This window comes from Mesorhizobium sp. WSM4842 (genome assembly GCF_055901575.1).
The window spans coordinates 4,281,909-4,298,755 of the sequence record NZ_CM148372.1 but is presented as its reverse complement, the minus strand read 5'-3'; the positions used below and the strand labels follow the sequence as shown (position 1 = coordinate 4,298,755).

Annotated in this window: 16 protein-coding genes; 5 read left to right on the top strand and 11 right to left on the bottom strand. The window is 62.0% G+C overall.

From position 1 onward, the window contains the following. The first annotated feature begins 12 nt into the window (after positions 1 to 12). The 3 genes from AC0NIE_RS20775 (at position 13) to AC0NIE_RS20765 (ending at position 2,565) form a co-directional block, all read left to right on the top strand. Positions 13 to 483 carry a GNAT family N-acetyltransferase gene (locus AC0NIE_RS20775; protein ID WP_473487068.1) on the top strand — a complete coding sequence of 157 codons (471 nt, stop codon included), beginning with the start codon at positions 13 to 15 and terminating at the stop codon, positions 481 to 483. Positions 484 to 510: 27 nt separating this feature from the next. Continuing rightward, positions 511 to 1,317, top strand: coding sequence for a DUF72 domain-containing protein (locus AC0NIE_RS20770; protein ID WP_473487069.1), 807 nt, complete (start codon positions 511 to 513; stop codon positions 1,315 to 1,317). A 96-nt stretch (positions 1,318 to 1,413) separates the two neighbouring features. Beyond that, on the top strand, positions 1,414 to 2,565 hold the full coding sequence (locus AC0NIE_RS20765) for a GGDEF domain-containing protein (protein ID WP_473487070.1): 1,152 nt from the start codon (positions 1,414 to 1,416) through the stop codon (positions 2,563 to 2,565). Between the two features lie 40 nt (positions 2,566 to 2,605). Here AC0NIE_RS20765 and AC0NIE_RS20760 read toward each other — a convergent pair whose 3' ends face one another. From AC0NIE_RS20760 to urtA, 6 genes are all read right to left on the bottom strand, one after another. Then, positions 2,606 to 2,782, bottom strand: a complete 177-nt coding sequence (locus tag AC0NIE_RS20760; RefSeq protein ID WP_473487071.1) for a hypothetical protein — start codon at positions 2,780 to 2,782, stop codon at positions 2,606 to 2,608. Positions 2,783 to 3,238: 456 nt separating this feature from the next. Continuing rightward, entirely contained in the window at positions 3,239 to 3,934 is a 696-nt protein-coding gene (urtE, locus tag AC0NIE_RS20755) for an urea ABC transporter ATP-binding subunit UrtE (protein ID WP_473487072.1), read from the bottom strand. A 70-nt stretch (positions 3,935 to 4,004) separates the two neighbouring features. Beyond that, entirely contained in the window at positions 4,005 to 4,751 is a 747-nt protein-coding gene (gene urtD, locus AC0NIE_RS20750; protein ID WP_473487073.1) for an urea ABC transporter ATP-binding protein UrtD, read from the bottom strand. A gap of 3 nt (positions 4,752 to 4,754) precedes the next feature. Further along, positions 4,755 to 5,987 (bottom strand): urea ABC transporter permease subunit UrtC, encoded by a 1,233-nt coding sequence (gene urtC / locus AC0NIE_RS20745; RefSeq protein ID WP_473487074.1) that lies wholly within the window; start codon positions 5,985 to 5,987, stop codon positions 4,755 to 4,757. Next, positions 5,984 to 7,603, bottom strand: coding sequence for an urea ABC transporter permease subunit UrtB (gene urtB / locus AC0NIE_RS20740; RefSeq protein WP_473487075.1), 1,620 nt, complete (start codon positions 7,601 to 7,603; stop codon positions 5,984 to 5,986). The genes urtC and urtB overlap by 4 nt, the downstream gene beginning before the upstream one ends. A gap of 125 nt (positions 7,604 to 7,728) precedes the next feature. Then, complete coding sequence (gene urtA, locus AC0NIE_RS20735; protein WP_473487076.1) at positions 7,729 to 9,039, bottom strand: urea ABC transporter substrate-binding protein; 1,311 nt, start codon at positions 9,037 to 9,039, stop codon at positions 7,729 to 7,731. A gap of 301 nt (positions 9,040 to 9,340) precedes the next feature. Between urtA and AC0NIE_RS20730 the strand changes: the two genes are divergently transcribed. Continuing rightward, positions 9,341 to 9,736 carry a hypothetical protein gene (locus tag AC0NIE_RS20730; protein WP_123145941.1) on the top strand — a complete coding sequence of 132 codons (396 nt, stop codon included), beginning with the start codon at positions 9,341 to 9,343 and terminating at the stop codon, positions 9,734 to 9,736. A 68-nt stretch (positions 9,737 to 9,804) separates the two neighbouring features. On the opposite strand, the gene AC0NIE_RS20725 is transcribed toward AC0NIE_RS20730, so the two are convergent. The 3 genes from AC0NIE_RS20725 to AC0NIE_RS20715 all read right to left on the bottom strand — a co-directional run bounded on the left by AC0NIE_RS20725 (position 9,805) and on the right by AC0NIE_RS20715 (position 12,447). Continuing rightward, positions 9,805 to 11,376 carry a GMC family oxidoreductase gene (locus AC0NIE_RS20725; RefSeq protein WP_473487077.1) on the bottom strand — a complete coding sequence of 524 codons (1,572 nt, stop codon included), beginning with the start codon at positions 11,374 to 11,376 and terminating at the stop codon, positions 9,805 to 9,807. Between the two features lie 47 nt (positions 11,377 to 11,423). After that, positions 11,424 to 11,972, bottom strand: coding sequence for a gluconate 2-dehydrogenase subunit 3 family protein (locus tag AC0NIE_RS20720; protein WP_473487078.1), 549 nt, complete (start codon positions 11,970 to 11,972; stop codon positions 11,424 to 11,426). Between the two features lie 79 nt (positions 11,973 to 12,051). After that, on the bottom strand, positions 12,052 to 12,447 hold the full coding sequence (locus tag AC0NIE_RS20715) for a VOC family protein (protein WP_473487079.1): 396 nt from the start codon (positions 12,445 to 12,447) through the stop codon (positions 12,052 to 12,054). 365 nt (positions 12,448 to 12,812) lie between these two features. Between AC0NIE_RS20715 and AC0NIE_RS20710 the strand changes: the two genes are divergently transcribed. Then, positions 12,813 to 13,118, top strand: coding sequence for a ribbon-helix-helix domain-containing protein (locus tag AC0NIE_RS20710; protein ID WP_077384009.1), 306 nt, complete (start codon positions 12,813 to 12,815; stop codon positions 13,116 to 13,118). Here AC0NIE_RS20710 and AC0NIE_RS20705 read toward each other — a convergent pair. Both AC0NIE_RS20705 and cckA read right to left on the bottom strand, forming a co-directional pair. Further along, positions 13,115 to 13,825: a purine-nucleoside phosphorylase gene (locus tag AC0NIE_RS20705; protein WP_473487080.1), complete on the bottom strand. Its 711-nt coding sequence runs from the start codon at positions 13,823 to 13,825 to the stop codon at positions 13,115 to 13,117. The genes AC0NIE_RS20710 and AC0NIE_RS20705 overlap by 4 nt on opposite strands. Before the next feature lie 85 nt (positions 13,826 to 13,910). Continuing rightward, a complete protein-coding gene (cckA, locus tag AC0NIE_RS20700; RefSeq protein WP_473487081.1) occupies positions 13,911 to 16,481 on the bottom strand; it encodes a cell cycle histidine kinase CckA in 2,571 nt (856 codons plus the stop codon). Between the last annotated feature and the right edge of the window lie 366 nt (positions 16,482 to 16,847).

Here is a 16,847-nt window from a genome sequence, read left to right as displayed (position 1 = left end):
AAGAACCTTCAAATGAAGATCAGAAGAGCGCTTGCTGAGGATCTCGCCACAATCGTCCGGCTGACCGAAGCCGCCTATGCGCCCTACACGGCCTTGCTGGGCGCGCCGCCGATCCCGGTCACCGAGGACTATGCGCCGCGGATCGAACGCGGCGAGGTCCGGCTGCTGGAAAGCAGCGGCGAGCCGGCCGGACTGATTGTCCTCGAGCGGCACCCAAACCACACGATGATCTTCCCCGTCGCCGTCGGCCCTGCTTTCCAGGGCAAGGGTTTCGGCATCGCACTGCTCAAGTGGGCGGACGAACAGACGCGCCTGTGGCATTTGCCCGAGGTGCGGCTCTACACCAACGCCAGGATGGAACGAAACATCGCGCTCTACAAAGCCTATGGCTTTCACGAAACGGGTCGTCGGCCCAATCCATACCGGCCAGGATCGACGGTCGTCGACATGGCTAAAGCCACCCAGACAACGGCCATCGCCTGATCCTTTTCAGCAAACGGGAGGACGACAGTGACTCAATCAGGAACAATTCGCGCCGGCATGGGCGGCTGGACCTTCGAGCCATGGGACGCGTCGTTCTATCCGGACAAGCTGTCCAAGGCGAAACAGCTGCACTACGCTACCCGGCAGGTGGCGAGCATCGAGGTCAACGGCACCTATTATTCGAGTTTCAAGGAGCCGACCTTCGTCAAATGGGCTAACGAGGCGCCGGACGGTTTTGTCTATTCGCTGAAAGGCAACCGCTTCGTCACCAACCGCCGCGTGCTCGGCGAGGCCGGTGAATCGATGATGCGCTTCCTGGGGTCGGGCGTCGCCGCACTCGGCGACAAGCTCGGGCCGATCCTGTGGCAGTTCGCGCCGACCAAAAAGTTCGATCCGGACGATTTCGAGGCCTTCCTCAAGCTTTTGCCTGAAAAGCAGGACGGCGTTGCGCTGCGCCATGCGGTGGAGGTGCGCAACGACAGCTTCGTCGTGCCGGAATTCGCTGCCCTGGCGCGCAAATACAAGGTGGCGATCGTCTACGCCGACCACGCCAAATATCCTGGGATCGCCGACATCACCGGCGATTTCATCTATGTCCGGTTGCAGACCGGCAGCGATGATAATCCCGACTGCTACACGCCAAAGGCGCTCGACGAATGGGCGGCACGGGCAAAAACCTGGGCGGATGGCAAGGCGCCGGCCGACCTGCCGCGCACCGATCCGCCAACCGACGCACCGGTCAAACCGCGCGATGTGTTCGTCTACTTCATCACCGAGGGCAAGGTCCGCGCGCCGTTCGGCGCCATGGCGCTGATGAAGCGCGTCACCGGCTGACAACGTCGAATCATGGCATCTTCACAGCCGTCGTAACCTTATCGATACCTCCTTGCTGCATGAATTCGCGGAGCTGGGGCAGCCGCGGGTTAGGGCATGTCGCTCGACTACCACTCACTTCTGCTGGCTGTCGGTTTTTCCGCCGCCTGCCTGAGCCTGACGTTGTTCGGCATCTGGCTAACCGCGCGAACTGAAAAGTTTCTGCTGACATGGTCGATCAGCGCGTTGTTGGTCGTCGGCGACGTATTCATATACGAGGACTATATCGAGACGCCCGGACGCATCCTCGGTATCGCGACCTTCGCCTTGCTCCTGGTTGGGTTCTCGACCATGCTGGGCGCCGCCTACCAGTTCAGGTCAGGCCAGTCGCCGATCCCGCTGACGGTGCTCGGCAGCTGCATCTCGCTTGCCCTGGCGCTGCCGCCGATGGCGCTCGGATATGACGGGCTCGGCTTCATATTCGAAAATTTCCTTGCCGCCCTGATTCTGTTTTCAACGGCCTATCAGTACTGGGTCGGGCGCGCTGAAACTCCTGTCCCGATCATCGGCCTTACCGTGCTCTACTCGGCCACCGGCATTTCCTTTGTGCTGTGCGCCATGGCTCTTGCATGGGATGGGAAGCTTGTCCTCGGACATGCGCCCAGCAACTGGGCCGAGGATCTGAGCCTCGTCGTCGTCATCGCCAGCATGACCGGCATCGGCGCCCTTTCGCTGGCACTCAACCAGGGCCGTCTGGCCCGATATCACCGTCTGAACGCGCTGACCGATCCGCTGACCGGCCTGCTCAATCGCCGCGCGCTGTTCGATCTCAATGGCGGCGCCCCGATCGGGGCTTTCACGGCGGTGGTCATGTTCGACCTCGACGGCTTCAAGGTCATCAACGACGAGTTCGGGCACGCCACGGGCGATCAGGTGTTGAGAGTGTTCGCCGAGGACCTGGTCGAGAACCTTCGCCCGACCGATGTCGCCGCGCGCATGGGCGGAGAGGAATTCGCGCTGGTTCTGAAGCGCACCCTGCCCGAAGCGGTGGAGTTCACCGCCGAGCGTATACGCACCTCCTTCGCCGCGCGTGTCATCGAGACCGAAACCCGTCCCCTGACATGTACGGTCAGCGCCGGATACGCTTTCGGCAGCAAGGACGGCATGAGCTTTGACAAGGTGCTCAGCGCCGCCGACAAGGCGCTCTATGCCGCCAAGCGTGGCGGTCGCAACCGCGTCGCGGCCTCGACCTTCCGACGCGCAAGTTAGCCGCGTGGCGGTATAGCGCATCCGCCCCTTCCGTCAGCCCTCACGCCGCCATCACGACCTCGTTGTAGGTATCGAGATCGACGTAGAAGACCTTGGTGATCTCTGCGATCAGCTCGTCGTGGTCGTATCCTTGCGATTTCAGAACATTGATAGCGGTCATGATGTCGACGCGCTCGGTGAGCCGTCGTTTCTGGTAGTCCTCGACGTAACGTTCCATCGGCGTCCCTGGCCCAAGTGCCCCAAATGCATCGAACAAAAATCGGATCGCGGGAAGGGGTTGCTTGCACAGAACGTGCCGGCTGAGCCCACGCCTCACCTTGATCCGTCAACGAGACTGATACGGAAAGCGGCCGACTCAACAAGGCCAAGTAAAGCCTAGCATGCAATCCTCGGCGCGCCAGAGGCGTTCAGGAAAGACTGAGCGGCTTTCGTGATTTCGTCATCCTTGGGCGCAGTGACGCGAAGCGGAGCGAAGACCCAACGCCGTAACTTCAGAGCATCGCCACAGTGCAGAATCCAGGGTGGGGGGAGAACGGCTTCTATTCTTGACCGCTGCACTCTTCGGCGGATGTCACGGCATGGATCCTGGGCTCTGCGCCGCGTCGCTTCGCTCCTTGCTTCGCCGCAGGATGACGAGGGGAGAGATGGTTCGGCTAATCTCGAGGGTCTGCGATCAAACGGTCAGGAACTTGCGAACATCCGCCCGGTCGAGATCCTCGGCCGGGCCGGTGTGGACGATCTGCCCGCGGTCCATGATGTTGACCTCGTCTGCCAGTTCCCGGCAGAAATCGAGATACTGTTCGACCAGCAGCACGGCTATGCCGGCCTGGTCGCGCAGATAGCGGATGGCGCGGCCGATATCTTTGATGATCGACGGCTGGATGCCCTCGGTCGGCTCGTCGAGCACCAGCAGTTTCGGCCGCATCACCAGTGCCCTGCCGATGGCAAGCTGCTGCTGCTGGCCGCCGGAAAGGTCACCGCCCCGGCGGCCGAGCATCTGCTTCAGCACCGGGAACAATTCGAAGACATGGCCGGGAATGTTGCGGTCGGCGCGCCTCAATGGCGCAAAGCCCGATTCGAGGTTTTCCCGCACCGTGAGCAGCGGGAAGATCTCCCTGCCCTGCGGCACGAATGCGATGCCCGACCGGGCGCGATCATACGCCGCGCTCCGGTCGAGCGCCTTCCCCTCGAAGGCAACGCTTCCGCTCGTCAGCCGGTGGTGGCCGACGATCGATCTCATCAAACTGGTTTTGCCGACGCCGTTGCGGCCGAGCACGCAGGTGATCTTGCCCGCGCCGGCCTTCAGCGAGACGCCACGCAGCGCCTGGGCGGCGCCGTAGTGCAGCGTGGCGTTGGAGACTTCGAGCATGGTCAGCGCCTTCCCCAACGCCTGAAGAACGAAAGGTCGAAATGATGGAACGGAACGCGCCAGACCATGATTATCTCCCCAGATAGACTTCAACGACACGCTCGTCGGCCGAAACGAAATCGAGCGAGCCTTCGGACAGGACCGAACCTTCGTGCAGGCAGGTGACCTTGACGCCGAGCTCGCGCACGAAATGCATGTCGTGCTCGACGACGATGACTGAGTGGTCGCGCGCAATATCCTTGAGCAGCCGCGCGGTCTCCTCGGTCTCGGCGTCGGTCATGCCGGCGACAGGTTCGTCGACCAGCAGCAGCTTCGGATCCTGCGCCAGCAGCATGCCGATCTCGAGCCATTGCTTCTGTCCGTGGCTGAGATTGGCGGCGAGTTCATCGCGCTTGTCGCCCAGCCGGGTGATGCCGAGGATATCGTCGATCTGCCGCGCCTCCGCGGCCGAGCGGCGATGGAGTAGCGCCGGGAAGATTGAGCGTGGGCCCTTCAGCGCGAGCACCAGGTTCTCCTCGATCGTGTGGCTTTCGAAGACGGTCGGCTTCTGGAATTTCCTGCCGATGCCCATCATGGCGATTTCGGCCTCGTCATGTTTGGTCAGGTCGACCTGGCCGTCGAAGTAGACCTCGCCCGCGTCGGGACGCGTCTTGCCGGTGACGATGTCCATCATCGTGGTCTTGCCGGCGCCGTTGGGACCGATGATTGCCCGCATCTCGCCCTTGTCGAGCACCAGCGACAGATTGTTGATGGCGCGAAAGCCGTCGAAGGAAACCGAGACGCCGTCGAGATAGAGGATGGTGTTGCTCTTCGACATCGCTCACTCCGCCGGCTGCGGTTCGGGGCCGGACGCGGACCAGTCGCCGGGCGTCCTCGCGGCACTGCGAACGATCTTCGGCGGCGCCGGGGCATCCTGATCGGTGCCGGCTTCCTCGGCAATCGAGGCCGCACGCAGCGCCTTGGCATTGCCGCGCCAGGAATCCCACATGCCGACAATGCCCTTGGGCAGGAACAGCGTGACGGCGACGAACAGTCCGCCCAGCGCAAACAGCCAGAACTCGGGCAGCACGCCGGTGAACCAGGATTTGCCGGCATTGACCACAAGCGCGCCGATGATCGGCCCGACGATGGTGCCGCGCCCGCCTACGGCCACCCACACCACGACCTCGATCGAATTGGACGGCTCGAACTCGCCTGGATTGATGATGCCGACCTGCGGCACGTAGAGCGCGCCGGCAATGCCGGCCATGACAGCCGACACGGTGAAGGCGAACAGTTTGACGTTCTCCGCGCGCCAGCCGAGAAAGCGGGTGCGGCTCTCAGCGTCGCGCACCGCCATCAGCAGCTTGCCGTATTTGGAACCGACGATTGCCCAGGTGACGAAGACGGCGAGCGCCAGCGTGGCGGCGCTGGCCGCGAACAATGCCGAGCGTGTCGCATCCGCCTGCACGTTGTAGCCGAGAATATCCTTGAAATCGGTCAGGCCGTTGTTGCCGCCGAAACCCATGTCGTTGCGGAAAAACGCAAGCAGCAGCGCATAGGTCATCGCCTGGGTGATGATCGACAGGTAGACGCCGGTGACGCGGCTGCGGAAGGCGAACCAGCCGAAGACGAAGGCGAGCAGGCCGGGCACCGCAAGCACCATGATCGCGGCAAACCAGAACTGGTCGAAACCGTACCAGAACCACGGCAATTCCCCGTAGTTCAGGAACACCATGAAGTCCGGCAGCAGCGGATTGCCGTAGACGCCGCGCGAACCGATCTGGCGCATCAGATACATGCCCATCGCATAGCCGCCGAGCGCGAAGAAGGCGCCGTGGCCGAGCGAAAGGATGCCGCAATAGCCCCAGACGAGATCGAGCGCCAAAGCGAGCAGCGCGTAGCAGAAATACTTGCCGGTGAGCGCGACGACATAGGACGGCACGTAGAACGCACTCGTCGGCGAGACCGCAAGATTGAGCAGCGGCACGATGAAGGCGACCGCCAAAAGGATGAAGATCGTGATCGCGATGCGGCGATCGGCGCCGGCGGCGAAGAAGCGTCCCGTGATCATGCTTCCACCGACCTGCCCTTCAGCGCGAAAAGGCCGCGCGGGCGCTTCTGGATGAACAGGATGATGATGACCAGCACGACAATCTTGCCGAGGACTGCCCCGGCATAGGGTTCAAGGAATTTGTTGACGATGCCGAGCGAGAAGGCGCCGACCAGCGTGCCCCAGAGATTGCCGACGCCGCCGAAGACGACGACCATGAAGCTGTCGATGATGTAGCCGCGGCCGAGATTGGGCGAGACATTGTCGATCTGGCTGAGCGCGACACCGGCGATGCCTGCAATGCCGGACCCCAATGCAAAGGTCAGCGCGTCGACCCATGGTGTCCTGATGCCCATCGAAGCGGCCATGCGGCGGTTGGCGGTGACGGCGCGCATCTGCAGACCCCAGGGCGTGCGCTTCATCACATAAAGCAGCACCGCGAACACGCCGAGCGCGAATACCAGTATCCAGAGCCGGTTCCAGGTCACGGCGAGCTGGCCGATATCGAACGAACCCGACATCCATGACGGGTTGCCGACCTCCTGGTTCGTCGGCCCGAAGATGGTGCGCACGGCCTGCTGCAGGATCAGCGAGACGCCCCATGTCGCCAGCAGCGTCTCCAGCGGCCGGCCGTAAAGGAAACGGATCACGCCCCGCTCGATGACAAGGCCGACGAGCGCCGCGACCGAGAAGGCGAGCGGCAGTGCGATGACCAGCGACCAGTCGAACAGGCCGGGAAAGGAGTTTCGGATCACTTCCTGCACGACAAAGGTCGTGTAGGCGCCGAGCATGACCATTTCGCCATGCGCCATGTTGATGACCCCCATGACGCCGAAGGTGATGGCGAGACCGATCGCCGCCAGCAGCAGCACCGATCCGAGCGAGATGCCGTACCAGATGTTCTGGCCCGCATCCCACAGCGCCAGCGTCGAATTGATGTTGGCGATCGCCGCCGTCGCCGCGTCCTTGACCGCGCCTTCGGAATTGGCCTCGACGGCGGTGAGCAGGGACAGTGCGTTGCGATCGCCGCGCGCGCCGATCAGGGCGATCGCCGCGAGTTTGTCGGCTTCCGGCCTGTCCGACACCAGAACCGATGCGGCGCGGGCCTGTTCGAGCAGCGCTTTGACGCTTGCCACGCTCTCGCTGGTGATTGCGGCATCGAGTGGCTCGATGTTTGTGGCATCGGGCGTCTTGAACATGGTGTCGGCGGCAGCAAAGCGCGCAGCCGGATCTTTCGCGCCGAGCGTCAGTGTGCCCAGAGCATCGCGGATGGCGCGGCGCAGCGTATTGTTGACCTTGATCTTGGTGATCTCGCCCTTGGCCGCCTCGCCGGACTTTTCCCCGCTCAGCGGGTCGAGCAGCGCAACGCTGCCGCCGCCTTCCTTGCCGATGAAAACCAGCGAATCGGCCTTGCGAACGTAAAGATCGCCCTCCGCAAGCGCGCCAAGCGGACGTTCGACGGCAGTGTCACCGGTGGCCGCGAGCTCGCGCACGACAGCTTCGGTGGCCGAAAAATTCGAGGCAGTGGCAAATTTGGCAATGATGGCGCGCAGATCCGCTTCGGCAGCGTTCGACGGCGACAGCATCCCCAGGAGGAGGAGCAGCAGCGTCAGGCCGATCGCGCGGGTGAAGATCATCGATTTCTGGCGACTCTTGAAAGGTTGAACTTCGCGTCCGGGCGGGCTGGAGGAGAGGAGGAGCTCGCCCGGACGCGTCGCGGTCTAGGTCGTGGAGAAATCCACGACCGTCAGACCCGGGAGGATCAGTTGGTTCCCTTGCCGCCACACTTGCCGGTTGCAACATTGAAGTTGCCGCAGGACAGAGGCGCGCGCCAATCGGAGATCAGGTCCTTCGAATCAGCCAGATAGTCAGACCACTCGTCACCCATCACCAGGCCAGGCGTCTGCGAGACGGTCTCGAACTGGCCGTCGGCCTGGATTTCGCCGATCAGCACAGGCTTGGTGATGTGATGGTTCGGCATCATGGTCGAATAACCACCGGTCAGGTTCGGCACCGAGACGCCGATCACGGCGTCGATGACCTTGTCAGGATCGGTGGTGCCGGCCTTCTCAACCGCCTTCACCCACATGTTGAAGCCGACATAGTGGGCTTCCATCGGGTCGTTGGTGGTGCGCTTGTCGTTCTTGATGAACTTGTGCCAGTCGGCAATGAACTTCGCGTTCTCGGGCGTATCGATGCTCTGGAAATAGTTCCAGGCGGCGAGATGGCCGACGAGTGGCGCGGTGTCGAGACCGGCAAGCTCTTCCTCGCCGACCGAGAAGGCCATGACCGGGATGTCCTCGGCCTTGATGCCCTGATTGCCGAGTTCCTTGTAGAACGGCACGTTGGCGTCGCCATTGACGGTCGAGACGACGGCGGTCTTCTTGCCGGCCGAGCCGAACTTCTTGATCGCCGAGACCTCGGTCTGCCAATCGGAGAAGCCGAACGGCGTGTAGTTGACCAAGATGTCTTCGGCGGCGACGCCCTTGGCTTTCAGATAGGCTTCGAGGATCTTGTTGGTGGTGCGCGGGTAAACGTAGTCGGTGCCTTCAAGCACCCAGCGTTTCACCGAACCGCCGTCCTCGCTCATCAGATAGTCGACGGCCGGAATTGCCTGCTGGTTCGGCGCCGCACCGGTGTAGAACACGTTGCGCTCGCTCTCCTCGCCCTCATACTGGACGGGGTAGAACAGGATGTTGTCGAGCTCGCTGAACACCGGCAGCACCGACTTGCGCGACACCGAGGTCCAGCAACCGAACACCGCCGCGACCTTGTCCTTGGAGATCAGCTCGCGCGCCTTTTCGGCGAACAGCGGCCAGTTCGAAGCCGGATCGACGACGACCGCTTCGAGTTTCTTGCCGAGCAGGCCGCCCTTTGCATTCTGCTCTTCGATGAGCATCAGCATGGCGTCCTTCAGCGTCGTCTCCGAAATCGCCATGGTACCCGACAGCGAGTGAAGAATACCCACCTTGATCGTATCGTCAGCCGCCCTGGCCGGGACGCTCATCAGCAGGCCGGCCGTAACCGCGCCTGCCGAAAGCATTTTTGTTATTGTCGAGAAACTTCCCCTCATATTTCAAACTCCCTAGCTGGTTGATCGCATCGCAAACAGACCATGCAACGGCTGTGCCAACCGCGGGAGCAAAATTAAGTGGGCTTGGATTTCCCAGCCCTACCAGCCGGTTAATATATTAGCCGCCAAAGATAAGCGCCGCCGCCGGTGCTCTGCCTGGAAAAAACTCCCCCGCTCTCGCCTAATTTTTGATCACTCGCGAATTAATGCGCCAATTTTGAGCAGAACCAAATCAAAGACGGCGAACCGTTGCACCGCAGCAGGAAAATGGGGCAAGTTCGATCTTCAAAAGAGCGACGTCATGGCCTCCAGGATTTCTTGTATTTTCAGCACCATGCTTCTGGTTGCGGCCACCGGCGGCGCACGCGCCGACTTCACCGACGGCAAATTGCCGGACGGCACCTATCACTGCGAAGTCTATCTGCTTGGCATGTTCCTCAGCCTTGGCGACATCACCATCAAGGGGAATGTCTATAGCGGCCCGGTGACCTTCGGAACCGCCCGGCAGGGCTACAACTATCAGATGGATGCAAACGGCGAGATCACCTGGTTGGGCCCGTTGGGCGGCTATACGACCGGCGGCAACTCGATCTCGCTCACGCAAGCCACCCTGGACGGTCAAACCAGCCCGTCCTTCGACATCATCATGAAGCAGCCTGACGGCGCCTTCACCGCCTCGACCTGCACAAAGCGTTGAACAGCCGACAGGAAGAGGCGCGAAACCTTGCGAGGTTCCGCGCCAGCAGGCAAGTCTGGAGGGTATGGCTAAATGCTCTTGGCCGACATCTGTTCGGCAATATAGTCAGCCTGACGGATCGCCAGCGACACGATCGTCAATGTCGGATTTTCAGCGCCGCCGGTGGTGAACTGGCTGCCATCCGACACGAACAGGTTCTTGATGTCGTGCGCCTGGCCATGCTTGTTGACGACGCCGTCGGTCGCCTTCTCGCTCATCCGGTTGGTGCCGAGATTATGGGTCGACGGATAGGGTGGCGTCGGGAAGGTCCGCGTCGCCCCGACCGCCGCGTAGAGCGCCGAGCCCTGCTTGTAGGCGTGGTTGCGCATCGCCGTGTCGTTGGCATGGTCGTCGAAATGGACGTCCGCCACCGGCATGCCGTGCTCGTCCTTGATATCGGCATGCAGCGTGATGCGGTTTTCCTCGCGCGGCATGTCCTCGCCGACGATCCACATGCCGGCCATATGGTCGTAGTGGTCGAGCGCCGTGGTGAAGGAACGCCCCCAGCCGCCGGGATTAAGGAAGGCGGCCATGAACGGCAGGCCGAGCGACAGCGTCTCTAACTCGTAGCCGCCGACGAAGCCGCGCGAGGAATCGTTGCGGGCTTCGTCGCGGATGATACCGGCCATGGTGGTGCCGCGATACATATGCACCGGCTTGTCGAAGATGCCGTAGACCGAGCCCGTGGTGTGGCGCATGTAGTTCTTGCCGACCTGCCCCGACGAATTGGCAAGGCCGTCGGGAAACTGGCTCGATGCCGAATTGAGCAGCAGCCGCGGGCTCTCGATCGAATTTCCCGCGACGGCGACGATGCGGGCCTTCTGTTCCTGAAGTTTGCCGTCCTTGTCGGCATAAACGACGCCGGTCACCTTGCCGCTGGGATCGTGGTTGATCTTGATCGCCATGGCGTTTGGCCTGACCTCGAGATGGCCGGTCGCCTCGCCCTTGGGAATTTCGCTGTAGAGCGTCGACCATTTGGCGCCCCATTTGCAGCCTTGGAAGCAGAAGCCGGTCTGCTGGCAGGCATTGCGGTCGTCGCGTGGCTCGGAATTGATTGCCATCCGGCCGGTGTGGCACTCCTTGTAGCCGAGCTTGTCGGCGCCGGCCTTCATCACCTTGAAGTTGTTGTTGCCAGGAAGGCCCGGGATGTTGTTGGTGAGCGTCACGCCTAGTCTGTCTTCGGCCTTTGCGTAGTAGGGCTCCAGCTCGGCAAGCGTGATCGGCCAATCGAGCAGGTTCGCGCCTTCCAGTTTTCCGTAGGTCGAAAGCGTTCTGAATTCATGCTCCTGAAAGCGCAGCGAGGCGCCCGCCCAGTGCGTGGTCGAGCCGCCGACCGCCTTGACGATCCAAGCCGGCAGATTGGGGAAATCCTTCGCCACCCGCCAGTCTCCCGAGGTCGTGCGCTTGTCCGTCCAGGCGAGCTGGGCGAATGAATCCCACTCGTCGTTGATGAAATCCTCATATTCGTGGCGGGCGCCCGCTTCCAGGATGACGACATCGATGCCCTTCTGGGCGAGTTCGTTGCCGAGCGTGCCGCCGCCGGCGCCCGAGCCGATGATGACGACCACGCCATCGTTCTTGAGATCAAATGGTGCTGCCATGGATTCCTCCCGTGATGTCTGTTGTGTACGGTTTGGGACGATGGGGCTCAGAGCCACTCGATGTCGTCGAACCCGCGCGCCATGTAGCCGCCCTTGGAGTAGGACTCGCCCTCGTAGCCGAAGATCGGCCAGACCTCCTTCTGGTTGTAGAGGCCGACGACAAGCCCGCCGCGGACTGCCTGGAAGAACGGCGTGTCCTCGATCTCTCTCAGCACCGTAATGCGCTGCTCCTCCCAGCCGAGACCGGTGTAGCCGCCCTTGCCCGACTTCACGTCGAGATCGGCAATTCCCTTTTCGATCAGATCTTTGTGGGTGGGGTCTTTCCCGGCCTGCTCATCATGGGCCTTGACGGCGATTGCGTAATATTTGTCAGGCACTTGATCGTGCGGGTAGATGTCGCGCGCCATGTGAATCAGGGTCGCCATGGTTTCGGGCTTGAGCGCGGATGTTTCGAGACCCCAGGCATGTTCCGGGCTGATGACGGCACTGCCTGAAATGACCAGCAACGCGCCGACACCGCCGCGCTTCAGAAGCTCGCGGCGCGATAGGCCGGGCTTCTTTTCATGGGCCGGCTTGCTCTCATAAATCGTGACCATTTGTTCCTCCCTTGCTTGCTATCTGCACCCGAAGGTGCCCTGGCTGGCGCCGCGCTGGCCGGCGCGGCCGTAATGTCTCCTATTTGAACCGGCCCTGACGCTGCAGGACCTCGATCTTGTAGCCGTCGGGATCCTCGATGAAGAAGAAGCGCGCGAGCAGCGCTCCGTCGCGGTTGAACTCGACGATCTTCTTCAGGCTCAGGCCAAGCGCGCCGAGCCGGTCATGTTCGCTGTCCAGATCGGCGACCGAAACCGCGAGATGGCCGTAGCCGTCGCCGAGCGCGTAAGGCTCCTGGCGGCCCTTGTTGACGGTGAGCTCGACCTCGAACTCCGCCTCGGCATTGCTCAGATAGACGAGCGTGAAGGTTTCGAAATCGAGCCGTTCAGCGACGTCCAGCCCAAAGGCTTTCCGGTAGAAGTCGATGGACCGGGCCTCGTCCAGAACCCGGATCATGGTGTGGATCGTCTTCGCCAAATGACACTCCGTCGCAGCAGCGCCTTATGCGCGTCGGCGTGATTATGCGCGGGTTGCGGCAGAGGTGGTGGCAGCCGATTACCACGCGCTAATCTAACGACGGGGTGGCAAACCGCTAATGCATGTCGCGCAAAAGTGCGCAGCGGTTTTGCGATAACGACATGCATAAGAACGAGGCCTAAAAGCGCGTCGCATGAATCCATTCAAACGCGACGCGCTTTTAAGGACGAAAGTCCGATTGCTGTTTTCCGCTTTCCAGCTGAAGATAATTTGCCACGATAGGCACTGCTCAAAGGCGCGAATCGCTGCAGATTGCGCCTAAAATCAACAAGAATGGCCAAGACCAATAAGAACGGGAGGTAACGATGTGCAGAGTTTTTGCCGGGCAGGATCCGGAGGGCTACCGGCAGATCAATCGATCGATCCGCATCGACGGGCACTCGACGAGCATCCAACTCGAGGCGACGTTCTGGGCATTGCTCGACGAGATCGCCGACAGCCAGGGTCTGACGACCCCGAAATTCATCTCGAAGCTCTATGACGAGGCTATCGAGATCAATGGCCAGATTCCGAACTTCGCCTCGATGCTGCGCACGACCTGTGCTCTCTATCTGCGTGGCCATCGGCCGGGCATCGAGGAACACACGGCCCCGAAGCGGCAAGCAGCTTAACTTTCGATCGCAACATCGAGTGCCAGGCGAGTCATATCGGTGAAAAGCGCCTGGCGTTCGGAATAGTCGGTTTGCTCGCCGGTCACCACATTGTCGACGACAGTCAGCATCGACAGGGCCCGGGCGCCGAAATGCGCGGCAATGCGATAGAGCGCACTGGTCTCCATATCCACGGCCAGCGCGCCCTGTGCCTGTGCTTCGGCGAAGCGATCGCGCCCCTGGGGATGATAGAATATATCGCTGCAGATGGTCAGCCCGGCCTGATGTTCGATGCCGATTTCGGCAGCCCGCGTCAATGCCTGGGCATAAAGCGCCGGATCGGGGCCGGCATCAGCACCGTAGAGCCCAAAGACTTGGCCGCTCTCTGCACTTTCACCCCGCACCGACTGCGAGATCACCAGGCTGCGCAGTTTAACCGCCGCCGTCAGGGCGCCACAGGTGCCGGTGCGGATCAGTGTCCTCACGCCATGGAAGTCCAGCAATTCATGCGCGTAGATCAGGAATGACGAGACGCCGATGCCGGTGGACTGGATGCTGACGGGCTTACCGCGAAACAGGCCGGTAAAACCGAGGGCCTCCCTTCGACGGTTGACGCAGCGCGGCGCCTCCAGAAAGGTTTCCGCCATCCATTCGGCACGCTGCGGATCGCCCGGCAACAGCACTGTTGCGGCATAATCACCCTTGCCTGCCTCGTTGTGCGGCGTCACGGTATGCTCCCCCAAAACCCGCCGCCCGTTTCGCCATAATCATGGCAGTCTCACGCCATTTCGCAAGTGCGAGAATTAGTATGCCCTAAGATTCCAGCACATCCTTGACGATTGTGGCCAGTTGCTTGAGCGAAAACGGCTTCGGCAGGAAACCGAAATGCGCGTCTGCCGGCAGGTTCTTGGCGAACGCATCCTCGGCGTAACCGGAAACGAAGACGAATTTGATGTCGGGTTGCCGCTTGCGCAGTTCGCCAAGCAGGGTCGGCCCATCCATCTCAGGCATCACCACGTCGGAAACGACAATGTCGACCTTGCCGCCGAGCGCCTCGAAGACTTCCAGCGCCTCGACGCCCGAGGACGCTTCGTGGACGGTGTAGCCGCGCGACGTCAGCGCCCGCATGCCGCCCATGCGCACGGCATCCTCGTCCTCGACGAGCAGCACCGTGGCCGAGCCCGACAGATCCTTGGCTGCGTCGGCGATCTTTGCCGGTGCGACCGGTGCCTCGCCGGGCTCGCCTGCCTTTCTCGCCTCAGCAATGTAGCGCGGCAGGAAAATGCGGAACACCGATCCCTTGCCGACCTCGGAATCGCAGAAGATGAAGCCGCCTGTCTGCTTGATGATGCCGTAGACCATGGACAGGCCGAGGCCGGTGCCCTTGCCGACCTCCTTGGTGGTGAAGAAGGGTTCGAAAATCTTCTTGAGGACTTCGGGGGCGATGCCGCTGCCGGTGTCTTCGACTTCGACCACCACGTAATCGGCCGGCGCAAGTTCGCGGTAGGGTAGGCTTTTGCTCTCTTCTGTCGTGACGTTCCGGGTGCGCACGGTGAGGTCGCCGCCAGCCGGCATCGCATCGCGCGCATTGACCGCCAGATTGACCACCACCTGCTCGAACTGCCCGATGTCGACCTTCACCGGCCACAGATCGCGGCCATGATCGACCTTCAGCTTGATGTCGCTTCCGACCAGGCGGGCCAGCAGCATCCGCAGGTCGGCAAGCACGTCGGTCAGGTTGAGCACCTCCGGCCGCAGCGTCTGCTTGCGCGAGAAGGCCAGAAGCTGCCTCACCAGCGAAGCCGCCCGGTTGGCGTTCTGCTTGATGTTCATGATGTCGGGGAAGGACGGGTCCGACGGGCGGTGGTTGGTCAACAAAAGGTCCGACGCCATGATGATGGCGGTCAGGACGTTGTTGAAGTCGTGTGCGATGCCGCCGGCAAGCTGGCCGACCGCCTGCATCTTCTGGCTTTGCGCCATCTGGCCCTCGAGCGCCTTCTGCTCGGTGGTCTCGACGGCATAGACGATAGCCGATTCTTCGGCGCCCTCGCCGGTGCCGTCGGCAACCGCGTTGACGTAAAAGCGCATGTGCCGTTCTTCATTGCCGGGCAGCAGCGTATCGATCGGTTCGATGTCGGCCTGCCTTTGTCGCGCTTTTTCGAACGCCGCGGCAAAGGCGGGCCGGTCGCGCTCATGGATCACCGTGTCCAGCCGCACGCGCCGATCGACCGCGTCCCCGTCGACGACGGAGGAAAACAGCGACAGGAAAGGCGCGTTGGTGCGCAAGATGCGCCCGCTGTTGTCGACCGCCGCTATTGCCATCGGCGTCGAATTGAAGAAGCGGGTGAAGCGGATCTCCGAGGCGCGAAGATCGGCGGAAGCGTCCTCACCTTGCGTCCGGTTGAGCACGATGGTGCGCGTCGGACCGTTGACACCCTCGCGGCTGGCTGAGACCCTATGCATGAAACGCACGGGCAGCGCCTCGCCTTTCACCGTCGTCAGATCGAGATCGATGATCGCATTGCGCGTGGTGCCGGGATCGGCCTTGACTGAGCGGACCAGCGCCATGCCGTCGCCGGCGACGATCTCCGGAAGCGTAACGGCACCAGGCGTGAAGCTCGTCAGGTCGATGCCCAGCCACTCCGCCAGCGTGGCGTTGATATAGGTGACGCGGCCTTCCTGGTCGGCCGAAAAGAAGCCGGCCGGCGCATGGTCGAGATGGTCGATGGCCTCCTGCAGATCGAGGAAGAACCGCTCCTGCTCGGCCCGTTCCTCCGAGATATCGGCGAGTTGCCAGGCGAGCAAGGGCAGCCGCTGGCCCGGGACGCTGAAGGCGCGGGCGCGGGCACGGTACCAGCGCGCGCCCGGCTCGGCGCCGGGTCGAATGGATTGCGCAAGCCGAAACTCTCCGTCGCCGGGCTGGCCGTCGCGCAGGCCGGAGGCGAGCCGGTATATGGTCACCGAGGCCTCGGGAACGTCGGACAGCAAACTTTCGACCGTCTTGAGATCCGCCGCGGACGCGGCGCCCGTCATGTCGGCATAGGCCCGATTGGCGTAGACGACACGACCCTTGGTGTCCGTGACCAGAAGACCTTGCGACATCGAATCGACAAACGCTTTCGATAGCTCGTCACTCGTCGAGCGCGGTGTGATCTGCACGAAGCCGATGGCGGTGGCGAACAGGAAGCCGACGCCGATCATCGCCAGCACACCAAGCATTCCGAGCAGGAATGGATCGCCAAGACGTTCGCGGAAAAGGCCGAAGACGATCGCAGCGCCGGTCAGGACGACGATGAAGACGATGAGCCGGGTGACCGCACCCGGTCGCGTGTTCTGGTCGACGATCGGTACCGGATAGAAATCGCCGCGCGCTTCCTTGGCCATATGCCCCCTGCTCGTGAAATCCGGTACTTGCCCCTGCCCGGTTGAATCACATTCTCAGGGTCCGGAAAAGGCCTTGGCGGCAAATGTCCGCTAAAAATGACGCCCGTTCTGCGCCTGGTGTGGTGAAACCGAAATTCGCATCACCTTGGTGCAACGCGGAGCGAATTTCGGATTCATCACATCAGCAACTTGCTGAAAATCCAGTGTGGTGGATTTGAAGTGGGAACGCTGACGCACTCAATTCGCAGGAACTTCAAATCCACCAGATTGGCGTTTCAAGCTGTTCAAGAAGCGCGAAAGGCAACTTGCAGGGGCGTGCCGCAACAGTCTAGTGTCACTTTTCTTCGAAAGCCGATACGGGGGCAC

What these genes read in the sequence shown, in the direction of transcription:
- urtD (WP_473487073.1), bottom strand. Translation starts at nt 4,751, where the DNA reads ATGTCGAAGAGCAACACCATCCTCTATCTCGACGGCGTCTCGGTTTCC.
- cckA (WP_473487081.1), bottom strand. Translation starts at nt 16,481, where the DNA reads ATGGCCAAGGAAGCGCGCGGCGATTTCTATCCGGTACCGATCGTCGAC.
- AC0NIE_RS20760 (WP_473487071.1), bottom strand. Translation starts at nt 2,782, where the DNA reads ATGGAACGTTACGTCGAGGACTACCAGAAACGACGGCTCACCGAGCGC.
- AC0NIE_RS20725 (WP_473487077.1), bottom strand. Translation starts at nt 11,376, where the DNA reads ATGGCAGCACCATTTGATCTCAAGAACGATGGCGTGGTCGTCATCATC.
- AC0NIE_RS20775 (WP_473487068.1), top strand. Translation starts at nt 13, where the DNA reads ATGAAGATCAGAAGAGCGCTTGCTGAGGATCTCGCCACAATCGTCCGG.
- urtA (WP_473487076.1), bottom strand. Translation starts at nt 9,039, where the DNA reads ATGAGGGGAAGTTTCTCGACAATAACAAAAATGCTTTCGGCAGGCGCG.
- AC0NIE_RS20730 (WP_123145941.1), top strand. Translation starts at nt 9,341, where the DNA reads ATGGCCTCCAGGATTTCTTGTATTTTCAGCACCATGCTTCTGGTTGCG.
- AC0NIE_RS20710 (WP_077384009.1), top strand. Translation starts at nt 12,813, where the DNA reads ATGTGCAGAGTTTTTGCCGGGCAGGATCCGGAGGGCTACCGGCAGATC.
- urtE (WP_473487072.1), bottom strand. Translation starts at nt 3,934, where the DNA reads ATGCTCGAAGTCTCCAACGCCACGCTGCACTACGGCGCCGCCCAGGCG.
- AC0NIE_RS20765 (WP_473487070.1), top strand. Translation starts at nt 1,414, where the DNA reads ATGTCGCTCGACTACCACTCACTTCTGCTGGCTGTCGGTTTTTCCGCC.
- urtB (WP_473487075.1), bottom strand. Translation starts at nt 7,603, where the DNA reads ATGATCTTCACCCGCGCGATCGGCCTGACGCTGCTGCTCCTCCTCCTG.
- urtC (WP_473487074.1), bottom strand. Translation starts at nt 5,987, where the DNA reads ATGATCACGGGACGCTTCTTCGCCGCCGGCGCCGATCGCCGCATCGCG.
- AC0NIE_RS20720 (WP_473487078.1), bottom strand. Translation starts at nt 11,972, where the DNA reads ATGGTCACGATTTATGAGAGCAAGCCGGCCCATGAAAAGAAGCCCGGC.